General features: G+C 47.0%; 19 protein-coding genes. 4 read left to right on the top strand and 15 right to left on the bottom strand.

The genetic code is table 11. The annotated features are described in order from the left end of the window. Positions 1-15: 15 nt before the first annotated feature. The 6 genes from NO352_RS04755 to acsA all read right to left on the bottom strand — a co-directional run bounded on the left by NO352_RS04755 (position 16) and on the right by acsA (position 7688). A complete protein-coding gene (locus tag NO352_RS04755) occupies positions 16-855 on the bottom strand; it encodes a PRD domain-containing protein (protein WP_005548192.1) in 840 nt (279 codons plus the stop codon). Positions 856-913: 58 nt separating this feature from the next. After that, entirely contained in the window at positions 914-2347 is a 1434-nt protein-coding gene (locus NO352_RS04750) for a PTS transporter subunit EIIC (protein ID WP_289354999.1), read from the bottom strand. A gap of 36 nt (positions 2348-2383) precedes the next feature. Further along, complete coding sequence (locus NO352_RS04745) at positions 2384-3247, bottom strand: carbohydrate ABC transporter permease (protein WP_163975683.1); 864 nt, start codon at positions 3245-3247, stop codon at positions 2384-2386. A gap of 31 nt (positions 3248-3278) precedes the next feature. Continuing rightward, positions 3279-4226: a carbohydrate ABC transporter permease gene (locus NO352_RS04740; RefSeq protein WP_268622635.1), complete on the bottom strand. Its 948-nt coding sequence runs from the start codon at positions 4224-4226 to the stop codon at positions 3279-3281. Between the two features lie 114 nt (positions 4227-4340). After that, on the bottom strand, positions 4341-5735 hold the full coding sequence (locus NO352_RS04735) for an extracellular solute-binding protein (RefSeq protein ID WP_289354998.1): 1395 nt from the start codon (positions 5733-5735) through the stop codon (positions 4341-4343). A 228-nt stretch (positions 5736-5963) separates the two neighbouring features. Then, positions 5964-7688 (bottom strand): acetate--CoA ligase, encoded by a 1725-nt coding sequence (gene acsA / locus NO352_RS04730; RefSeq protein ID WP_289354997.1) that lies wholly within the window; start codon positions 7686-7688, stop codon positions 5964-5966. A gap of 251 nt (positions 7689-7939) precedes the next feature. On the opposite strand from acsA, the gene NO352_RS04725 reads away from it, so the two are divergent. Both NO352_RS04725 and NO352_RS04720 read left to right on the top strand, forming a co-directional pair. Then, the gene (locus NO352_RS04725; RefSeq protein WP_289354996.1) at positions 7940-8572 is read left to right on the top strand and encodes a GNAT family N-acetyltransferase; all 633 of its coding nucleotides are present in this window, start codon (positions 7940-7942) and stop codon (positions 8570-8572) included. A 25-nt stretch (positions 8573-8597) separates the two neighbouring features. Further along, positions 8598-9785 (top strand): acetoin utilization protein AcuC, encoded by a 1188-nt coding sequence (locus NO352_RS04720; protein ID WP_268594653.1) that lies wholly within the window; start codon positions 8598-8600, stop codon positions 9783-9785. Between the two features lie 88 nt (positions 9786-9873). Here NO352_RS04720 and NO352_RS04715 read toward each other — a convergent pair whose 3' ends face one another. From NO352_RS04715 to NO352_RS04700, 4 genes are all read right to left on the bottom strand, one after another. Beyond that, on the bottom strand, positions 9874-10593 hold the full coding sequence (locus NO352_RS04715) for a 5'-methylthioadenosine/adenosylhomocysteine nucleosidase (protein WP_005548179.1): 720 nt from the start codon (positions 10591-10593) through the stop codon (positions 9874-9876). A 118-nt stretch (positions 10594-10711) separates the two neighbouring features. After that, positions 10712-11716: a catabolite control protein A gene (gene ccpA / locus NO352_RS04710; RefSeq protein WP_005548177.1), complete on the bottom strand. Its 1005-nt coding sequence runs from the start codon at positions 11714-11716 to the stop codon at positions 10712-10714. Between the two features lie 123 nt (positions 11717-11839). Further along, positions 11840-12175 (bottom strand): bacillithiol system redox-active protein YtxJ, encoded by a 336-nt coding sequence (gene ytxJ / locus NO352_RS04705; protein WP_005548175.1) that lies wholly within the window; start codon positions 12173-12175, stop codon positions 11840-11842. An 88-nt stretch (positions 12176-12263) separates the two neighbouring features. Then, a complete protein-coding gene (locus tag NO352_RS04700; protein ID WP_005548173.1) occupies positions 12264-12725 on the bottom strand; it encodes a hypothetical protein in 462 nt (153 codons plus the stop codon). A gap of 472 nt (positions 12726-13197) precedes the next feature. Here NO352_RS04700 and NO352_RS04695 point away from each other — a divergent pair, with 472 nt between their 5' ends. After that, the gene (locus tag NO352_RS04695; RefSeq protein WP_289354995.1) at positions 13198-13722 is read left to right on the top strand and encodes a type 1 glutamine amidotransferase domain-containing protein; all 525 of its coding nucleotides are present in this window, start codon (positions 13198-13200) and stop codon (positions 13720-13722) included. Positions 13723-13812: 90 nt separating this feature from the next. Here the strand turns inward: NO352_RS04695 and ptsP are convergent, their stop codons facing one another. The 4 genes from ptsP to aroA all read right to left on the bottom strand — a co-directional run bounded on the left by ptsP (position 13813) and on the right by aroA (position 19385). Then, complete coding sequence (ptsP, locus tag NO352_RS04690; protein WP_005548169.1) at positions 13813-15537, bottom strand: phosphoenolpyruvate--protein phosphotransferase; 1725 nt, start codon at positions 15535-15537, stop codon at positions 13813-13815. Next, on the bottom strand, positions 15534-17414 hold the full coding sequence (locus tag NO352_RS04685; protein ID WP_005548168.1) for a glucose PTS transporter subunit IIA: 1881 nt from the start codon (positions 17412-17414) through the stop codon (positions 15534-15536). The genes ptsP and NO352_RS04685 overlap by 4 nt, the downstream gene beginning before the upstream one ends. Positions 17415-17580: 166 nt before the next feature. Continuing rightward, positions 17581-18024, bottom strand: coding sequence for a CoA-binding protein (locus tag NO352_RS04680; RefSeq protein ID WP_005548166.1), 444 nt, complete (start codon positions 18022-18024; stop codon positions 17581-17583). Positions 18025-18083: 59 nt separating this feature from the next. After that, positions 18084-19385 carry a 3-phosphoshikimate 1-carboxyvinyltransferase gene (gene aroA, locus NO352_RS04675; protein ID WP_163975707.1) on the bottom strand — a complete coding sequence of 434 codons (1302 nt, stop codon included), beginning with the start codon at positions 19383-19385 and terminating at the stop codon, positions 18084-18086. Between the two features lie 81 nt (positions 19386-19466). On the opposite strand from aroA, the gene NO352_RS04670 reads away from it, so the two are divergent. Further along, positions 19467-19784, top strand: a complete 318-nt coding sequence (locus NO352_RS04670) for a rhodanese-like domain-containing protein (protein WP_005548162.1) — start codon at positions 19467-19469, stop codon at positions 19782-19784. 36 nt (positions 19785-19820) lie between these two features. Here the strand turns inward: NO352_RS04670 and NO352_RS04665 are convergent, their stop codons facing one another. Beyond that, positions 19821-20333 carry a shikimate kinase gene (locus NO352_RS04665; RefSeq protein ID WP_289354994.1) on the bottom strand — a complete coding sequence of 171 codons (513 nt, stop codon included), beginning with the start codon at positions 20331-20333 and terminating at the stop codon, positions 19821-19823. Positions 20334-20546: the final 213 nt, after the last annotated feature.

Here is a 20546-nt window from a genome sequence, read left to right as displayed (position 1 = left end):
CCATTGCTTCTTCCCTCATATGCTAACATTTTTCCGCTGAACAAGCCGTTCCAAATGCATCGTTAGAAATCCGATTTCTTCTGGGGGTACCGCTTTTTCCAGCCCTTCAGCAATCCAGCCTGCCAATATAATTGCCTTTTCATAGGCTTCTTCATATTCTTCACGAATTTGAACGAGCAGCGGATTGTTAAGTGTCTTCCCTGCTCTTACTCGATCAATGAGTCCCTTTAAGTGACCAATAAAGAGTACTGTGGAGAGCGACTCATCAAAGTCAATGCCAACATGCTTGCCATTCTCCAGCACTCTCGATATCATTTTCAATTCAGCAACAGACTTATTGCCCTTGCCGCCACTTCTTGCTCCGTGAAAATGCATTGCCAAGAACGCAACCTCATCTTGAGGCAAGTTCACATCCAACTGATCATTTAGGTAATCTATCGCCCGCTCTGCTACGCGATATTCATCTCGATACAAATGCTGAATTTCGAACATGAAGGGATTGCTGATCACTAAGCCGCGCTTGCAGCGCTCAATGGCTAAATTAATATGATCAACGAGTGCAGAATGAATCGTTTCTGAGAAATCCCCTTCCAAATGACTCTGTGCAAATGCAATCACTTCCTCGACTACACCAATAATTTTGAAATCCACCGCATACAAAATTTGCTCGTAATGCTCCAGCACTTCCGTCGTATGCAGTAAAAATTCCTGTTTTATATCATTTTCATTCACCTCCATACCCAGCTTTTTTTGAAAGCCAATCCCTTTGCCAAAAGCGATAGAGTTTTTCCCATTGGATAGTTTGGTCATCACCACATTATGCGACAGGACATGCACAATTTTCCGTTCAATCATCCGCTCTCCCCTTCCAAGAATCGAACTGCCCTGCTAATGGATAACCGAGATATGCGTGCTAACCGTTAATAAATGCTGACACGCTTAATCTTCGCTCAATCTTCTCCCGCAGAAGCTCCGAATCCGTTCCCATCACAATATGGATGTGACCTTTGCCAACACGCATCAAACCATACGCGCCAAGAGACATAATCCCTCCCTCATCTACCTTGGAGTCATCCTCAAGCCGCAGCCGAAGTCTAGTAATACACGCATCGACAGCTCGAATATTTCCCATTCCTCCTATATAGCCTAGCAATCGTTCCAATAGGGCAGCTGTATCATCTCGCGTTCCAATTGAGGGGATTACGGCCTCCATCGTTGCCTGCTCCTCACGTCCTGGTGCGTGAACATGAAATACACGGATTGCAATTGTTGCGGTCGCATAATACAGTCCAAAATAAAGAATTCCGAGTAATAGCAAGAGCAGAGCATTTCTAACGCTCGTCCACGATATGAACATATCGATGAAGCCTGCTGAGAATCCAAATCCTGCTCGAATGCTCATGAGATCTGCTAGCATGAGTGCTAATCCCGTATAAATGGCATGCAGACCATAAAGAACTGGGGCAGTCAGCATAAGTGTAAATTCAAGCGGCTCTGTTATCCCTGTCAGGAAGCTTGTCAATGAGGCTGTCAACATAATCGACGCAACACGCTTGCGTTCATGCAATTGGGAGGAACGGACTATGGCAAGTGCATAAGCCGGCAGTCCAAACATCATAACAGGGAAAAATCCTGCCATAAAGGTTCCAGCTGTCGGATCGCCTGCATGGAACCGCCACAAATCGCCTCGCACAATCGCCCCGGTATCTGTTACGTATTCCCCAATTTGAAACCATGCAATATTGTTCAGTATATGATGCAGTCCAGTAGGTATGAGCAATCGATTCAACAAGCCAAATATGCCAGCCCCCCAGCCTTTTGCCGTCAGTATACTGGAACCTGTATCACGAATGGCCTCCTGGATTGTCGGCCAAATCAGGCCAGCTACTACCCCTACACCAACCATCGCAACGGAAGATATGATCGGGATAAAACGCTTGCCTCCGAAAAATCCGATCGCTGCCGGGAGCCTTATTCTATGGTAACGGTTATACAAGGCAGCTACGATCCCTCCGCATAGCATTCCTCCCAGAACACCCGTATCCAAGACAATTCCATGCTCAAAATGCTTCATGACATTCGTAAATACAAAGTAACCAACAGCAGCGGCCAAAGCTGCAACCCCTTGGCCTGATGTCAATCCAATCGCTACCCCCACAGCAAAAAAGAGCGGCATATGATCGAAAATGGCGTTTCCACCTAACTTGCATACACTTGCTGCTGCTGCCATCCATGGGATATTGGAATGAATATCTCCGATACGCACTAATATCGAAGCTGCGGGGAGCACTGCAATGGGGATCATCAGTGATCGGCCGACTTGCTGCATATAAGTCATCATTTTCATTCGCAACACTATCCCCTTACCCTACTCGGATATGTGTTATTTAATCGCACCAGCCATCATGCCGCTTGTAATTTGCTTCTGGAAGATTATATATAAAATTAGTACAGGGATGATCGAAAGCAGTAATCCCGCAAAAAGTGGCCCCCACTCTGTACGATACTGCATCTCGGCCTGCATAATCGCGATGCCGACAGGGATCGTATACTTATCGGGATCATTTACCAGCACCGTACCAATAATATATTCATTCCAAATATTCAATACGTTCATCATGCCAACAGATATAAGTCCAGGCTTAACAAGCGGAAGCATAATACGGAAAAAAACACCATAATGCGAGCTGCCGTCGATGGAAGCCGCCTCATCCAGTTCCTTCGGCATCGACCTAAAAAATCCAACAAGCACAAATACGCCAAATGGCAAATTAATTGCCGTATACACCAGAATCAGTCCCAGAAGCGAATTATCCAGATGCAGGTTGGAAAGAAGGAAAAATAACGGGATTAAGCCAAGGATAAGGGGAATCATCATGCTGGACAAATATAAATTATAGAGCGCCATGCTTCCGCGAAACGGAAATCTAGCGATAACATAGGATGTAGTTGAAGATAGAAGCAATGCCAGCACGGTGCTTGCCACTGTAACAAGCAATGAGTTGGTAAAGTACATCCCTAAATGGTAGTTGCTCCAAACTGCTGTGAAATTAGCCCATTCAAGCGGCCACTCCGGCAAGCTCCACGGCGCATGTAACAGGAACTGCTGATTCGTCTTGAACGAACCAAGGATCGTCCACAGCAGCGGATAAATGACGAATATCGTCCAAATCCCGAGCAACGCATACAATAAGGCTCTAACAACCTTTTGAGAACGCTTACGAGGATATTGCTCTATGGAATTCATAGACTGTCCTCTCCTTTTCCAGTCCAAATAATCAAGCCATCTCAATTGCATCTCTATGCATTAGCCGCTGAAGCGCCAGGGTTGTTATGAGCGACAGGACAAGGATCAGTACACCAATCGCGGAAGCATAGCCGAAATGGAATTGTCGAAATCCCATTTGATACAAATATGAGCCCATGACCTGTGTTGCATTATCCGGTCCGCCTTCTGTCATCATCCACACGATGACGAACGAGCCATTCAAGGTTGTCATAACCACCCATAGAATGGATACTTTGATTTGCTCCCACGTAAGCGGCATCGTGACACGCCAAAATTGCTGCCACTCCTTAGCACCATCAATACTCGCTGCCTCATATAAGTCCTTCGGAATATTCAAAATGCCCGCAATAACGAGGATCATGACAAAGCCTACACCTGCCCATATTGCCGGAGGCAGCAGCATCCACATCGCCAGTTTCGGATCTCCTAACCATGGTGTCTGAACCTTTTCTGACGAGAACAAAGATAGAAACGAATTTAAAAATCCAATACTAGGATTGTAAATATAATTCCAAAGCACGCCAATGACTACGACCGACAGGATGTTGGGGATAAAAAATACTGAACGGAAAAATCCGCTTCCACGTACCCGAAAACGGGTCATCAGTACGGCGAACAATACCCCTAATCCGACAATGCCAACTACCTTCCAAAACACAAAGAAATAATCATTCATGATCGCCTTGATGATTATAGGGTCATTTGCCAAGTCGCGATAGTTCTGGATGCCGATCAAGTTCTTCGTCTCCGATCCACCCGACCAGTCTGTAAAACTGTAATACAATCCGTGAAAAATGGGGTAGATCATAAACAAGCAGAAAAACAACAATGTTGGTACCGTAAATACGAACACAAAGAGCTGACGCTTTCTCTTCCATGAGAGGCCGACTCTTCCGCTTGCATTCCCCTTTGCGGGAGTTCCCTGTGCGGGCACCATCTTTTTCAAGTAGTCCCCTCCTTATCTCTCATTTGTTCAAAGCCGTCGTGTTATAGATCAGGATGCATGCGCTACGACTTCACACATGCATCCCCAAATAATCACTGTTCTGCTTTATTTTCTTGCCTTCGCAGCCGCCTTCTCCATCCGATCCATCCATTCATCTGGAGTAATGCTGCCCATCATAAGTGCAAGGGTTGAGTCTGATCTCACCTTGTCTACATCCGCATTCAATTCAATGTAAGGAGCAACAATGGTGTTGTCTGAGCTGTAAAATTTCATAGCTGTCTTGGACAGCTCACTCGCATTTGATTTCTCCAAATCCGCTTTCAAGTTGCCAAGTGCACCTGTCTCCTCCGCCCATGTAATGGCAGATTGCTTCGTGAATAAGAACTCAAGGAATGCTTTTGCGGCAGCTGGATTTTTCGCTTTCTGCGCAATTCCTACCGTAGCAGTAAATGGTATCGCTACATATTTGCCGCCCGGCTTTTGTGTGATTGATGGAATGAAACCGAATTCAAAACCTTGCGGAACATCTTTCTTCATTTCATTTTCGAGCCAGAGTCCATTCGGAATAAAGGCATCCTTATGCTGCAGGAACAGCATTTGCGAGTCAATATGGTTAATTGGAGCTGAGGCTGGGTCAATAAGGCCTGCATCCCGCATTTGCACCATTTGCCCCAATGTCTTCTTCACTGGCTCGCTCTTGAACACGCCTTCCTTCAAGGCGAACATATCAAGCAAAATAGAAGTATCGTTGTTGTTGTTCACGACAAATGCGGAATCCATTACACCATTTTGGAAGTAGTACGGGTACTTTCCTGTAAAAATAAATGGCGCATTGACCTTGCCGGATTCCTTGATTTTCTTCGCTTCGCTTATAAAACTTTCAAAATCTTTCGGTTCAGTCCAGCCATTGTCTGCAAAAAATTTCTTGTCGTAGAAAACTCCCCAGGAGCCAAATACGAATGGAATCGTATAAATTTTGCCGCCGTAGTCGATCGGCTTCAGCAGCAGTTCGTCAGAAATCTTGTTGCCATCCGCATTCTTGGCCTCTTTAAAGTAATCTGTCAAGTCCATCAATTGATCATCTTGTACCATTTGGGTTGCATTCGAGCCAGCACCGTCAATGTAGACAAAGTCAGGAGGGTTTCCTTGAATCCAGCGCGGCTTCATCTGATCATTGATTTTCGGGCCTGCTGACTCTTTGACTTTTACATTCGGGTACTTTTTCTGAAACTCCGCGATAATCTTCTTCCAGCCCTGATCGCCATATCCGCCGACAAAATACTGGATTTCAAAATCACCCGACACGTCGCCGCCTGTCGACTCTGTCTTGCCTGAATCGCTATTGTTTTGTGCTTGTTCTGATGTCTTTCCGCTGCCTCCGTTATTCGACGCTCCATTCGTCTGACTGCTTGAGCTGCAACCTGTTGCCGTCATTAAGACAAGTGCGGTAATGATAAGCAGCAATAAGGATCTGCCCCACTTGTAATGTATTCCGTTCATGGATATACCCCTCTCCGTCACAATGGATTGATTTCGCGAAAACGGTGCAACGACAAAAAAGGCACACGTTAAGAAGGCAGTCACATAGCGACTGAACTTCCATAACGAATGCCCTTGCGGTAACATGTTATGTCCATTCTATTGTACTTGTCGTTTCGCGTTGCATATTCGCTTCGCTATTGGGATAATATCCCACTATTATGGATTTGTCAATAATGACTTCAGCAGTTAATCCTCAATCGTTGATAAATCGCCTGTCGGCAGGCTCAATTCCCATGCCTTGAGCACACGGCGCATAATTTTGCCTGAGCGAGTTTTCGGCAATTTGTCCTTGAACTCAATCTCCCTAGGCGATGCATGTGCGGACAGCCCTTCCTTGACGAACTTCGCAATATCCGCTTTTAACTCTTCGGACGGCGTATAGCCTTCGCGCAAAGAAATAAATGCCTTAATAATTTCGCCACGCATTGGATCAGGCTTCCCGATTACGCCTGCTTCCGCGACTGCCGGATGCTCGACAAGCTTGCTCTCTACCTCGAAGGGGCCAACTCGTTCGCCCGATGTATTAATAACATCGTCAATTCGGCCTTGGAACCAGAAGTAGCCCTCATCATCCATGTAGGCAGAATCACCCGATACATACCATCCTGTAAGGCGGAAGTATTCTTCATACTTAGCCGGATTGTTCCATACCTTTCGCATCATCGACGGCCATGGTGTACGAATGGCCAGGTTCCCCATTCGAAATGGAGGAAGCTCATTGCCTTGATCATCAATAATCGCGGCTTCAATACCTGGGACAGGACGTCCCATGGAGCCAGGCTTGATGGCCATTGCCGGATAGTTGCAAATCAACTGTCCACCCGTTTCCGTCATCCACCATGTATCATGAATCCGATGATTGTAAACTTTCATTCCCCAACGAACAACCTCAGGATTAAGCGGTTCGCCTACAGACAGGATATGACGTAAGCTTGATAAGTTAAAGCTCGAAATTACATCATCCCCGGCACCCATCAGCATACGGAATGCGGTCGGAGCACTGTACCATACGGATACTTTATATTTCTCAATGGTTGAGTACCAGTCCTGCGGACTGAACCGTCCACCACGAACCACGTTCGTCGCTCCGTTCAGCCACGGTGCGAATATCCCGTATGACGTTCCAGTAACCCAACCTGGATCTGCTGTACACCAATAAATGTCGTCTTCCTTTAAATCCAATACAACATTTCCGGTATGATAATGCTGAATCATTGCGTTTTGTACGTGATATACGCCCTTAGGCTTGCCTGTCGAGCCGGATGTATAGTGAATAATGAGCCCGTCTTCCCGCTGCAGCCATTCCACTTCGGCTTCTTCGGAGGCGGTAGACATTTCCGCGTGGAAATCAACAATTCCATCCTCAACCTCTATTTCGTCACCTACAAGAATCACATGCTTCAAGGCAGGCAGCTCAGAACGGGGCACACGATGAACGAGCGCTGGAGTTGTCACAATCGCTACTGCCGCGCTGTCTTCTAACCGATCCTTAACCGCAGTCTCCATAAACGCTTCGAATAGTGGACCGACAACAGCCCCAATCTTCAGCGAGCCAAGTAAGCTGACATACAGTTCAGGTGTGCGCGGCATGAAAATGAAGATGCGTTCTCCCTTTTGAATTCCGAGGTTGCGCAGCACGTTCGCGAACTGATTCGTCTTGCGGCTCAACTCAGCATAGGTATACGCTTCATCACGAACAGCATCACTGTAATAGAGCGCCACCTTTTCTCCGCGACCGTTCGCAACATGCCGATCAATCGCCTCGTAAGCCATATTTACTTTTCCAGTCTCATACCAAGAAAATTGCTTCTCTACCTCTTCCCACCTGAAATCGGCCGACCATTTTCCATAGTCACTCATGTTTGGATTGCTTGCAATCGCAGCAATAATTTCTCCCTGCACGTTACCCATATTGTTCCATCCTCCTATGTCTTTTACATCATTATTCATGCTCCACGAATCACAAATTCGTGTAATAAATCGCTTTCATGAAGAAATGCACTAAAGGACGATGATGCAGTTCGTGGTGTCAAGGGAAAAAATCATGAACTTTAAGGCAAAATCATTATAGCATACGATTTGTTTTTCGCCTATTCTTTTCCTTTTCAAATCATTCTATTTTTGCTATAACGGAATGGAAGAGATGAAAGGAGCTGCTTGGTGTGGAACATCCGAAGAGATACTACGCTCATATTATTCCTCATACGGAACGAGTTGTTGTTGTCGAAGGCCCCGTACGTTCCGATATTCTTCGCACCTTGACTATGCACACCGATTTGAAGGCGTTTCGCCGGCCAGCTGATCAACACCAAGCGCTTGTGGAGATCGCAGATTTACCCGAAGGACGCATTATTATTGCGAGAGAAGGCTCTACTATCGTCGGTTACGTCACCTTCCATTATCCCGATGAGCTGGAGCGCTGGTCAGATGGACAAATGGATGATTTAATTGAGCTTGGCGCCATTGAGGTCGCCAAGGATTACCGCTCACTTGGTTTGGGCAGAAGCATGATTTCGACAGCGTTTGAAGATGAACAGATGGAGCGCTATATTGTATTTACGACAGAATATTATTGGCATTGGGATTTGGATGGCACCAGAATGAACGTATGGGACTATCGGAAGATGATGGAGAAGTTGATGGAATCCGTAGGCATGATCTGGTATGCGACAGACGATCCTGAAATTTGTTCCCACCCTGCCAACTGCCTTATGGTTCGTATCGGCAAGAACGTTCCATTATCGTCAGAGGAGCAGTTCGACCGCGTCCGATTCCGTCAGCGGTTCATGTATTAGTATTGTTAGGAGAGGGATGTTGGACATGTCAGGTAAGGCACTATACTTCATGCATGAGGAAGCCCTCCGCTATCGCTTTAATGCCGATCACCCATTCGATCAGCAGCGGCTTGCTATGACGCATGATCTGCTAGAATACGCTAAAGCCATAGATGAAGGCGCTATCACACGTCTTCAGACGGAAGCCGCAGATATCGAACGTTTGCTGCCTCTCATTCATCGCGCCGACTATATCGAAGCTGTAAAGAAGCTTAGCGAACCGAATCCAACTGCCGAGTGGGCCGTTAAAGCAGCACAATACGGCTTGCATACGGAAGACACTCCTTACTTTCCAGGGATGCATACAGCGGCTTGCGCGATAGTTGCCGGTTCCATTGCTGCTTGTGAGGCGGTCATGTCTGGAAGATCTGAACACGCTCTGCATTTGGGCGGTGGACTTCATCATGCCTTTGGCGATAAAGGTGCGGGCTTCTGCGTATATAATGATGCTGCGGTCGCAATCGCCTGGCTTCGGCATACGTACTGTGCAAGAGTGCTGTATATCGACACAGATGTCCACCATGGAGATGGTGTACAGTGGTGCTTTTATACGGACCCAGATGTATTTACTTACTCCATTCACGAGACTGGGAAGTTTCTGTTCCCGGGTACAGGATTCGTGCATGAACGCGGCGGTGGAGAGGGTTTTGGCGCTTGCGTCAATGTACCGCTGGAACCGTATACGGAGGATGACTCGTGGCTGGAATGCTTCACAGAGACCGTACAATGTGCAGCAGCAGCATTCAAGCCGGACATTATAATTAGCCAGCATGGCTGTGATGCTCATGCAATGGATCCGTTGTCTCACTTGCATTGCAGCACGCGTATCTATAGTGAGATCCCGCGCATTATCCACCGTCTTGCACATCAATACGCCAATGGCAAATGGGTCGCCATTGGCGGAGGTGGCTATGATATATGGCGGGTCGTGCCGCGTGCTTGGAGCATGCTATGGCTGGAAATGAGCGAGCATCCGCTTGCACGTACATTAACGAACCACCCACAGCAGCTATTGCCGGAACAATGGTTGACGAAGTGGTCGCAGAAGTCCCCCGTACCCCTCCCCCACACTTGGCATGATGATACATCTACTTGGGCGCCGATGCCAAGACGAAGTATTATTCAAGACCGCAATGCAAGGGCTAAGGAGCTTGCAATGGAATATATTCGTTAGAATGAACAGCGGCGCAAGCAGATCCTAAGTGTAGGTCGCTTGCGCCACTGTGCTGCCTATCATATTCATTACTTATTAACTAACGTAATTAGTTCTGTAATCCTTGCAGCATGCTGTCCACAATTTGGTGGGAGCGATGTGAGGCTTCCACCGTGAATTCAGAAAAGTTAACATGAGCTGACCCATCCGCCTTATCCGACATGGAGCGAATAACGACATACGGAATCTCATTGATGAAGCATGCTTGTGCCACTGCGGCACCTTCCATCTCTGTGCAAACTGATCCAGTGAATGTTTCATACAGCTTTCGAACTTTGTCTCGATCTGCGACAAATTGATCGCCTGACAGCACGACTCCTTTGCGATATCGGCCTGGTACGAGTCGTTCACACGCCCGTTCTGCCAATTCGATAAGACCTGCATCAGCCATAAACTGTGAGATCTCTTGGAACGGGATTACGCCTGGAGCAAACCCAAGTGCGGTTACATCCATATCATGATGCATGCAGGACGTCGAGATGACGATGTCCCCGATGTTCAGTTCTGGGTGCACTGCACCTGCTACGCCTGTGAAAATCACCTTCGTTACATGAAAACGGTCGATCAGCACCTGCGTAGTTACTGCAGCATTTACTTTCCCTACTCCAGACTTGCAAATAACGATGTTTATACCGTGGAGTGAGCCCTTGTAATAACGGAGTCCCGCGACATCCACTTGTTCTACCGGTTGAGCTGCCTGAAGCAACAATTCGATTTCCTCATCCATTGCCCCAATTACACCAATAACCGATCCATGCGCATTCGTCATCGAAACCAGCCTCCTGTACGTATATCTACTTCATAACCATACAAAAGACCCCACATACATGGGGCCTTACGTATATATCTAACCGTATTCTTATGGATTCACACGCAGCAACCGAACCTTACACTTCACTTACAGACAAGCGAAGAATCGTTTCGTGCGGCAAAATTACACGTGAATGTTCTACATTTTCCTTCTTCATCAGCTTCGTCAGCAAGCGCATCGCTACCGCACCAATGTCATACATTGGCTGAGCTACCGTCGTCAATTGCGGACGAACCATCGATGCCATGCGGATATTATCAACACTGATGACAGAGAAGTCATCTGGCACCTTCAAGCCAGCATCTTGAATGCAGTGTATTGCACCGATAGCCATTTCATCCGTTGCAGCAAAGATTGCCGTCGGACGCTTCTTCAAGCCGAGGAAGTACTTCATCGCTTCTACGCCGGACTCATAGCGGTAGTTGCCAATTCTAACCAAGTCTTCCTTGTATTCGACGCCCGCGCCTTCCAATGCACGCTTATATCCTTGAAAACGGGCAAAGCCGTTTGCTGGATCTTGAAGCGTGCCGCTGATCATCGCAATGTCACGATGCCCATGTCGGATAAGTGTATTCACAGCATCAAAGGCTGCTGCCTCGTGATCGATATCGACCGACGGGATAATCCCATGCTCGTCTGTTGTTGCACACAGCACAATCGGCACCGAAGCAGTACGGAATGCTTGAACATGATCCTCCGTAACAACTCCGCCCATAAACAACAGTCCGTCCACCTGCTTCTCCAGCAGCGTATTAATAACCCGAATTTCTTTCTCCTTCTTCTTGTCCGCATTGCACAAAATGATATTGTAATGATACATATTGGCAATATCCTCAATACCGCGCGCTACTTCGGCAAAGATAGAATTCGAAATATCAGGAATGACAACCCCAACGGTTGTCGTCTTCTTACTCGCAAGTCCGCGTGCAACCGCATTCGGGCGATAACCTAAACGTTCAATCGCTTCGTATACTTTCTTACGCGTTTGCGGCTTCACGTTCGGGTTGTTGTTGACAACCCGGGAAACGGTGGCCATCGAGACGCCCGCTTCTCTTGCTACATCATAAATAGTTACCGTCACGATCCTTCTCTCCAATTAACGATAAATTTGTTGCGACCATTGATATTATGTTAATGATACGCTATTTTCAGAAAATTCGCAATGTCACGAGCAAATCCGCCACCATTTGTCATTATTTACCGTTCATTGCGTAAGGATGCTTTCTAAGTTGTCATATCGTATAGCATGATGCGATTCGTTCCATGCAGGCTCCCCATCACGCAATACGATGACCTGCGGGGATTCATGCTTAATGCCCAGCTTATCCGCACATGCAAGTGAAACGTCACGATTTTCGACGACCAGAATTCGGCCAATTGCAATTCCTTGCGATTCGAACTCCTCTGCCACCTTGCTCATTTCCTCATCCGCATGTGAGCTAATCGGACAACGCGTACTGTGCTTGAAAAGAACTACGGTTTGCTGCTTCGACCGTTCTATAAACGCTTCAAGTTCTTCCATCGTAGTCACTGCTTCCATTCTTACTGCCTCCTATACTTCGATTCGTTTTGCTTACATGTATAAGAATATCGATCATAATTCTTATGATGATCTATGAAAATGCTCTTTAGCTTATTTTAACCCGATATGACTCAAAACTAAAACCGGAAATCTGTTTTAATCTGCATTGCAGCTCTTTCATCCATAGTGTGTCATTGCACGTCCGTGCAAATAGATACAAGTCGAGCAATTGATTGACCCGTTCTGCAATGCGGCATTCCAACCGTGACAGCATATCATCGCATTGCTCCTCATCCAGCAAGGAGACGATAACGCTGGCCAGCTCATTCTGCTCATCAAAGGATACATGCAAAGGAGCATTTTCCAATGCCTGCGGGTTCTCAGCGATCATATCCATGCGATTGTGTATGAGAGCTATGACATCCTTTTTAATAAAGGAAAGCAGTTCCGAGCGCCCGCAATTCATACAAGTGGCAACCGGTACACGATGGATGTGAATCGTTCGTGCATGTACAACTGTGCGGACGGTTATATCCATGTATTGATCACAAATGCATCTTGTATACATATCATTCACCCCTGAACATACAACGTTGGTATTCCTACCATTTCTATAGATGATACTGAAGATGATACTGATGATTTCTTGCGGCCAATTGCTGCAGACGACTACATTTCAATTTTGGGTTATCCTAATATTCGAATATTCGACTAAGCCTTACAATCTCCTTCCGTGCACATATATGTATTTTTTTACACTTTTAGCAATTTACCTAGCGCTGCTGAGCGATTTGCAATGAGATTTCTCACCTTACGCATGCAATTTGTGCGGGCGCTGTGTACTTTTTCACGGACAATGTGGTTAAATAAATGTGGTGTATCGTACACGATTCCCTGTTGTCTATGATCGTAGGTCATATTGGAATAAGAGACAATGGACATTGTATGGGAAAACCCCCAATTCTCTGAGAGTTCTGCAAAAAATAGGCGGAATTCAAAGAAATGCTCTGCTATATCCATACGAAGGAGGGACAACATTCATGCGTTTAAGTGGCAAGCGAATTGTTGCATTTGTAGATGAAGAATTTGAAGATTTGGAACTGTGGTATCCGGTTCACCGCGTCCGTGAAGAAGGCGCCGAAGTACATCTGGTAGGTCTGGAACGCGGCAAAACCTATATCGGTAAATATGGTGTTCCTGCAACCTCAGACTATGCTTATGCTGACATTGATACATCTCAGTACGATGGCGTGCTCGTTCCTGGCGGATGGGCGCCGGATAAGATCCGCCGCTACGCTGATGCACTCCGCATCGTGAAGGAAATGAATGCTGATGGCAAACCTGTTGGACAAATCTGTCATGCTGGCTGGGTACTCATTTCCGCTAAGATTTTGAATGGCCGTACGGTGACTTCTACTCCGGGAATTCGTGACGACATGGAAAATGCAGGTGCTAAATGGCTAGATGAGGAGGTTGTTGTAGACGGCAATCTCGTATCTGCGCGCAGACCGCCTGATCTGCCTGCATACGGCAAAGCTTTTTGCGATAAATTAGCCAAAGTATAATTACCTGCTCCATAGGAAAAAGGCATGCCCTCGTTTGAATACCAGGGCATGCCTTTTTGTACGGTGTTTCTCTGTTTCTCCTTAATATCCTTATGAACGCTGCTGCTCGAGCAAGATCTCAATTTCTTCCTTTGTTCCCGATTCGAACACACTTTGCGCGATACGTTTGCACTGCTCCACTGTTGAGCGTCGAACTGCCGCCTTCACACGCGGAATGGAACGAGAAGACATGCTTAATTTATTCACACCAAGCGCAAGCCAAATGGGCACCGCCCGTGGATCTCCAGCCATCTCGCCGCATACGCCAACCATGATCCCTGCTTGCTTCGCCGCCTGAACGGTATAACGTATCAAGCGAAGGACCGCAGGATGGAATGGATCATACATATGTGCAATTTGCTCATTCATCCGATCTACTGCAAGCGTATACTGAACCAAATCATTCGTTCCGATACTAAAGAAATCGACTTCCTTCGCAAGCTGATCGGCGATCATAGCTGCGGCTGGAACTTCTATCATAATGCCTACTGGAAGCTCTTCATTGAAGGGAAGGCCTTCTTCACGCAGCTCGGCCTTGGCATCCTCCAGAATGGACTTAGCTGCCTGCACCTCATTCACGGATGTAATCATCGGGAACATCACCATAATCGGGCCATGAGCGCTTGCACGCAAGATGGCTCGCAGTTGTGTCTTGAATAGATCCTGCCGATCGAGACAAATCCGAATTGCCCGATAACCGAGGAACGGATTATCCTCCTCAGGCAAGTTCAAATAGTCCATCGGCTTGTCGCCGCCGACATCTAATGTGCGAATAATAACCGATTTTTCCTTGCAATGTTCCGCCGCTTCCAGATACACCGTGAACTGTTCAGCTTCTGAAGGGGGATAGGAGCGATCCATATACATGAACTCCGTCCGGAATAGCCCAACACCTTCCGCTCCATTTTGATCGGCAATATTCAGTTCGCGCGTAGAGCTGATGTTCGCTCCCAACTGAACATTGAAATCATCGAGTGTAACGGCTGGTAAGGATACGATCTTCTGAAGCTCGTCAGCTTCCTGTACATATGCATCTCGCCGAACTTCATAGCAGGATATCACATCCAGCGGTGGAGCAATATGCACAATGCCATACTCACCATCAACAATAACCGTATCCCCTGTCTGGATCGGCTTCGATATTTTTCCTTCCAGTCCGAGTACAAGTGGAATGCCCAGCGCTCGAGCCATAATGGCCGAATGTGATGTTTTCCCTCCCTGTAGCATGACAATCCCCAATACATTTTTGGGATTCAAATGCACCAACTGTGACGGAGACAGCTCCTTCGCAACAAGGATATACGGCTGTGCGTCCGTCGGAAGCGTTATTTCCGGAGCTCCTAGCAAATGCTTGAGCAGTCGGTTACCTACATCCTTGATATCCAATGCCCGCTCCTTCATATACTCATCATCGAGTAGGTCGAACATCGTTACAAAATGGTCGATCGCTTCCTTTACCGCAACTTCAGCTGCCTTATACTGACGCTGAATGAGTCCTTGAATTTCATTCATGAAGATCGGATCATCCAAAATAGCCAGATGAGCGTCAAAAATACATGACTCTTCACTGCCGACCATTTCTTTAATTTCACTCTTAATAAATTCGATTTCGTGCTTCGAGGAACGGATTCCGTCATACAATCGTTCGAATTCACGCGCTAAGTCGGCTGGATCCATTTTCTCCTCAGGAACATCCCACTCCCAAGTCGGCAATACAAATGCTTTGCCTATGGCAATGCCTGCGGATGCACCGATACCTTGGACTTTCTGCGTCATCGGCTTGCACCTCCAACCGCGTGTTCATGCATGATGACTGACATGACTGAAGTCTGCCCCTTCCGTACAGGCGCAAATGGCGCTATGCTCCATGATGCTACTGCGTCTGAGTTCGTAATTACCATCGGTGTTGCAAGTGATTTACAGCGTTTTTTCACTTCAGGCAAATCAAATTTAATGAGCAGCTGTCCCGGTTTCACTTCATCACCTTCCTGTACTACTGCTTGAAAACCGGCGCCATTCAATGATGACGTCTCTATTCCAATATGTAACAATACTTCTAACCCCTCAGGCGTTTCAATGCCGATCGCATGCATCGTCGGGTAAATATGACGAATATGTCCGCGTACAGGCGATACGAGCTCTCCTTTATCCGGATAAAAAGCTACGCCCTGACCTACAAGCTTCTGAGCAAATATCTTATCCGGCACTTCTTCGATCGGAATCATCCGTCCATGCACAGGAGCAACAAGCCAGATCTGGTTCGGATCCCGCTGCAGACGCTTTGCCATTTCGTCCTTGATTAACTCCGAGTACGTGCCAAATACAACTTGAATATGACCGCCTCCAAGACGAATGACCCCTGCTGCTCCAAGTACGCGAAGCGCGTGACGGTCTACCAGCTTATCATTTTTGACTCTTAACCGCAGTCTCGTAATGCAGGCTTGCAAATCAATGATGTTATCTTTACCTCCAAGCGCGCGAATAATTAGCGGCACCCTAGGGAGCAAATCTCCCGCCATATCATCAAGCAAGGAGCCATCGACCCTGCCTGGCGTCGGGATTTGAAACCGCTGAATCGCATAGCGGAACACCACATAATAGATGAATCCAAATGCGATGCCAATCGGGATAATCCACAGCCCCTTCGTCGATTGATGGAAATTGACCACATAGTCAATTGCCCCGGCGGAGAAAGAAAACCCATGTCTAACACCAATCTCAGCAGTCAGCCACATTGCAGCTCCGGTCAACAAGGCATGGACAACAAATAGATAAGGCGCTGCGAACAAAAAGGCGAATTCAATCGGCTCGGTAATCCCCGTCAACAGGGACACACAGGCAGCCGTAAAATAGGTTTTGCGCACCTTCGGGCGTAAATCTTCCCGTGATTCATGTACAATAGCCAATGCAACGGCCGGTAGTGCGAACATCATAATCGGATACATGCCTGCCATATAAATACCTGCACTCGGGTCCCCTGCAAAAAACCGCGGTAAATCCCCTGTAAAGGACATCCCTTCGCTATTCGTAAAGGTGCCAATTTGGAACCAGTACACATTATTGAGAAGATGATGCAGTCCAAATGCGACTAACACACGATGCATGACTCCATACAAAAACACCCCGAATCCGCCCATGGCAAGCAGTTCTTGGCCAAGAAACATGACGCCCTGCTGCAAAAACGGCGAGCACAGCTTCATAAACCAAGAAAGCAAAATCGAAGCAAATATCGTAATGGCAATCACAAATCTCGGACCACCAAAGAACTGCAAATATTCTGGCATCTTTATATTTTTGAACCGTTCATGCAAAAAGCCTGCCATGACCCCAAATAAAATGCCATTCAGAATCGTCGGTTCGAATGAAGCTTGCCATTGAACAAGCAGTTGTTTGAAGATAAACATACCAAGCAGGGACGATAGTGCAGCTACACCAGCATTATTAGATAGTCCAAGTGCAACCCCAACTGCAAAAATGTAAGGAAGTACGGAAAATACGGTCTTCCCCGTTAATTCAAATAATATCGCAATATCCGACAGACCTGCGCTGTGAAGCAAATTGCCAATGGCAATAGCAAGCGCAGCAGCGGGCAGTGCGATTAGCGGCTGCATGAGCGCACGCGATAATTGCTGCAATCGCCCTAATTGATTCAATGCACATCCTCCCTTCTACCATGAATGGTAAGGGCATCACGCTTTGTTGTCAAAGCATTTTACAGCCGCATTCCTATCTCGCAGCACTCGTAAATAATATGGCGCGAAAAACCGGGCCCCTTCATCGCAGCAGCAACTCGGAATGCCCGGTCTTCGTCTTTTCACGTTATGAGGACGCAGACTCTCCCTTGCCCTGCGGAAGCAAAATCGAGTCTAGCACCTTAATGCACAAATCCATGACAACAGTCATTCCATGCTCCTCTGCAATTGCAGCTGCCTCTTCACTGACAACTCCCTGCTGCATCCAAATTGCCCCAGCATTCACAGCCGCAGCTTCACGTGCAATGTCTGCGCAGAATTCACTGCGTCGAAACACATTGACGATATCAATATGATCCGGTACATCGCGAAGCGAAGCATAGCAAGGCTCGCCAAGTATGCGATCCGCTTTCGGATTAACAGGTATGATGCGATATCCCTTGCGCTGCATCGCCTCTGCCACCATATAGGATACGCGAGTCGGATCGTCAGATAGTCCGACAACTGCAATGTTCGTGCTGCTAAGGAGCAGCTCCTTAATTGCCTCTTGCGATGGATGCTGATAGCTCATTATTACACAACCCCCTTAAATTTGGCAGTAAGCTGCCGGATTATCGTACATTACGCGTTCTATTCTACCCATTCCACTTGTGCGCCAAGTGCACGCAGATGATCGAAGTATTGCGGATACGACTTGGCAACATGGTGAGCATCTTTAATGCGGATTTGCTGCTCTGCACGCAAGCCGACTACCGTTAATGCCATAATAACACGATGATCATAATGAGCGTTAATTTCTACACCGCCTGTCACGCCTTCTGGGCGTCCATGAACGATAATTTCTGCTTGACGCTCCTCGACATCCGCACCTGCTTTGCGGAGCTCTGTTACATAATCAGTAATTCGATCACATTCCTTGTAGCGCAAATTCTCCACATTGTAGAAACGTGAAGTGCCTTCCGCGAACACAGCAGCAGCTACCATAGCTAGAACTGCATCTGTTGCAACGTCACCGTCAACTTCAACGGCCTTCAGCCTGCGATTTCCTTGAACTCGCACAACGGAATGCTCATGCTCAAGTGGAACCTCCATCATGCGCAGCACGTCGACAATCGCTCGCTCTCCTTGCTTGCTGTCCTCTGTTAATCCGCGAATGATAACGTCAGAATCAACGACTGCCGCTGCAGCGAGAACCGCTGCAGAGCCCGGATAGTCGCCTTGAACGGTATATGTCTTTGCTTCATATTGTTGATTGCCGGCTATCTTGAAATACATTAGATCTTTTCTTGCTTCGATTCGAATTCCTGCTTCCGCAAGCACCTCAAGCGTTTGCCCAACAACTACCTTCGATTTCAAATCATCCATTACTTCAATCTCACTGTCTTCCTCAAGTAATGGTGCCAGGAAAAGCAGCGAGCTTAAAAATTGCGAGCTTACATTGCCCGATACCTTAATCTTTCCTCCACGAGGCTTCCCGCCTCGAATCGTAATGGGTAGCTTGCCTTCCCGGTGATCAATGCCCACGCCCATTTGTTCAAGCGCAGTTATTAGATCATTATGAGGACGTTTGCCTAACGAATCTGGATACGTATTTACAAAATTGACTTCTTCCAGCAGAGAGGCTGTTCCCATCAAGAAGCGTAGTACAGCACCCGCATTTCCCACATTCAATTCGTGTGAGGGATTGCTCAATGTCGGTTTTTTTCCGAAGCCAGTAATGACAATCTTCTCTTCATCCTCTACCAGCTGTGCACCTAAATCATGGAGGCAGCGCCGCATCGCATCGCTGTCTTCACTGTGAGCAGGATAATAAATCGTGCTCGTGCCCTCCGCTAATGCAGCTGCAAGAAGGTAGCGAGTTGTGTAGTTTTTCGAAGAGAGTGCTTGAATATCCCCTTGCAGTTTCGGTGTTGATCGAACGATTACGTCCATGCGCTTCCACTCCTTTATCTTTCAACGTATAATAACTCTTATCTCGAATGAATTCTAGATAAGAAAGGATGCCTATTTGACATGAAACCAATTGCTCAAATTGATGTGGCTGTCTTAAAACAACGCCTAGAACGCGGCGAAGCGCTAAATTTAATAGATGTGCGGGAAGAAGAGGAAGTAGCTTACGGGATGATTCCCGGCGCTAAACATATCCCCATGAACGAAATTCCCGATCGCCTTGATGAAGTTGAGCGGACGGATGAAATTATTTTCATTTGCCGCAGCGGATATCGCAGTGAACGAGTTTGCGAATATTTGCAGCATATCGGCATTGAAGGGTGTGTCAACATGGAAGGCGGCATGCTCGCCTGGAGTCAGTTAGAACACAAGTCTGTATAATCTGGAACGATGGTCGGCCCCTCATGCTAGGGGCTCTTACTTGCAGCTTCCATCCGTCAGCTTACAAATGCGAGCAGCCAATTGCACAGCGGTCTCATTATCGGTAGCTATGGTTGTATGTGCAAAGTCATACAGCCCCTCGCGCTGCTGTATCAGCTTGGATACACGTTCTTCCATGTCTCCCTGAAGCAGCGGGCGATTGCGGTCTCGCTTCACACGCGCCAAAATGGTCTCCTTGCTTGCAGCCAAATGAACGATATAGCCTCCGTCTCGCATTAACTCGCGATTGTGCTCACGAAGGACGATCCCGCCGCCAGTAGCAATTACATGCCGTGTTGAATGGTTCAGCATATCAGCTAAGGCCTGACTTTCTCGTTCTCGAAAATAAGCTTCTCCATCCGTAGCGAAGATTTCTGGGATCGAGCGGCCCTCACGTGCGACCACAGCAGCATCTAAATCTGCAAAACTGCATCCTAGCTGTCTAGCCACTTCTTGACCGACTGTCGATTTCCCGGTGCCCATGAATCCGATTAAAATAATATGCTGCATGATTTCAAGCCTCATTTCTTAATAAGTCAAGCCGCTCTGCATGAAGCATTTCAGCTGTTGGCTTGACGGTAAACTTCCCATATGATATCACACGTTTCTTTTATTCGACAATGCCGATAGGTATAAAATGAAGAAGTTCAACGTAAAGATGAATAATAGCCCTGCTGCATTGTCTATTTTATTAGGAAACCGGATAATGCCACTTTTTATGTA

This window comes from Paenibacillus sp. S-12, from assembly GCF_030363895.1.
Classification (GTDB): domain Bacteria; phylum Bacillota; class Bacilli; order Paenibacillales; family Paenibacillaceae; genus Paenibacillus_B; species Paenibacillus_B alvei.
This window is presented reverse-complemented; position numbering and strand designations above follow the sequence as displayed.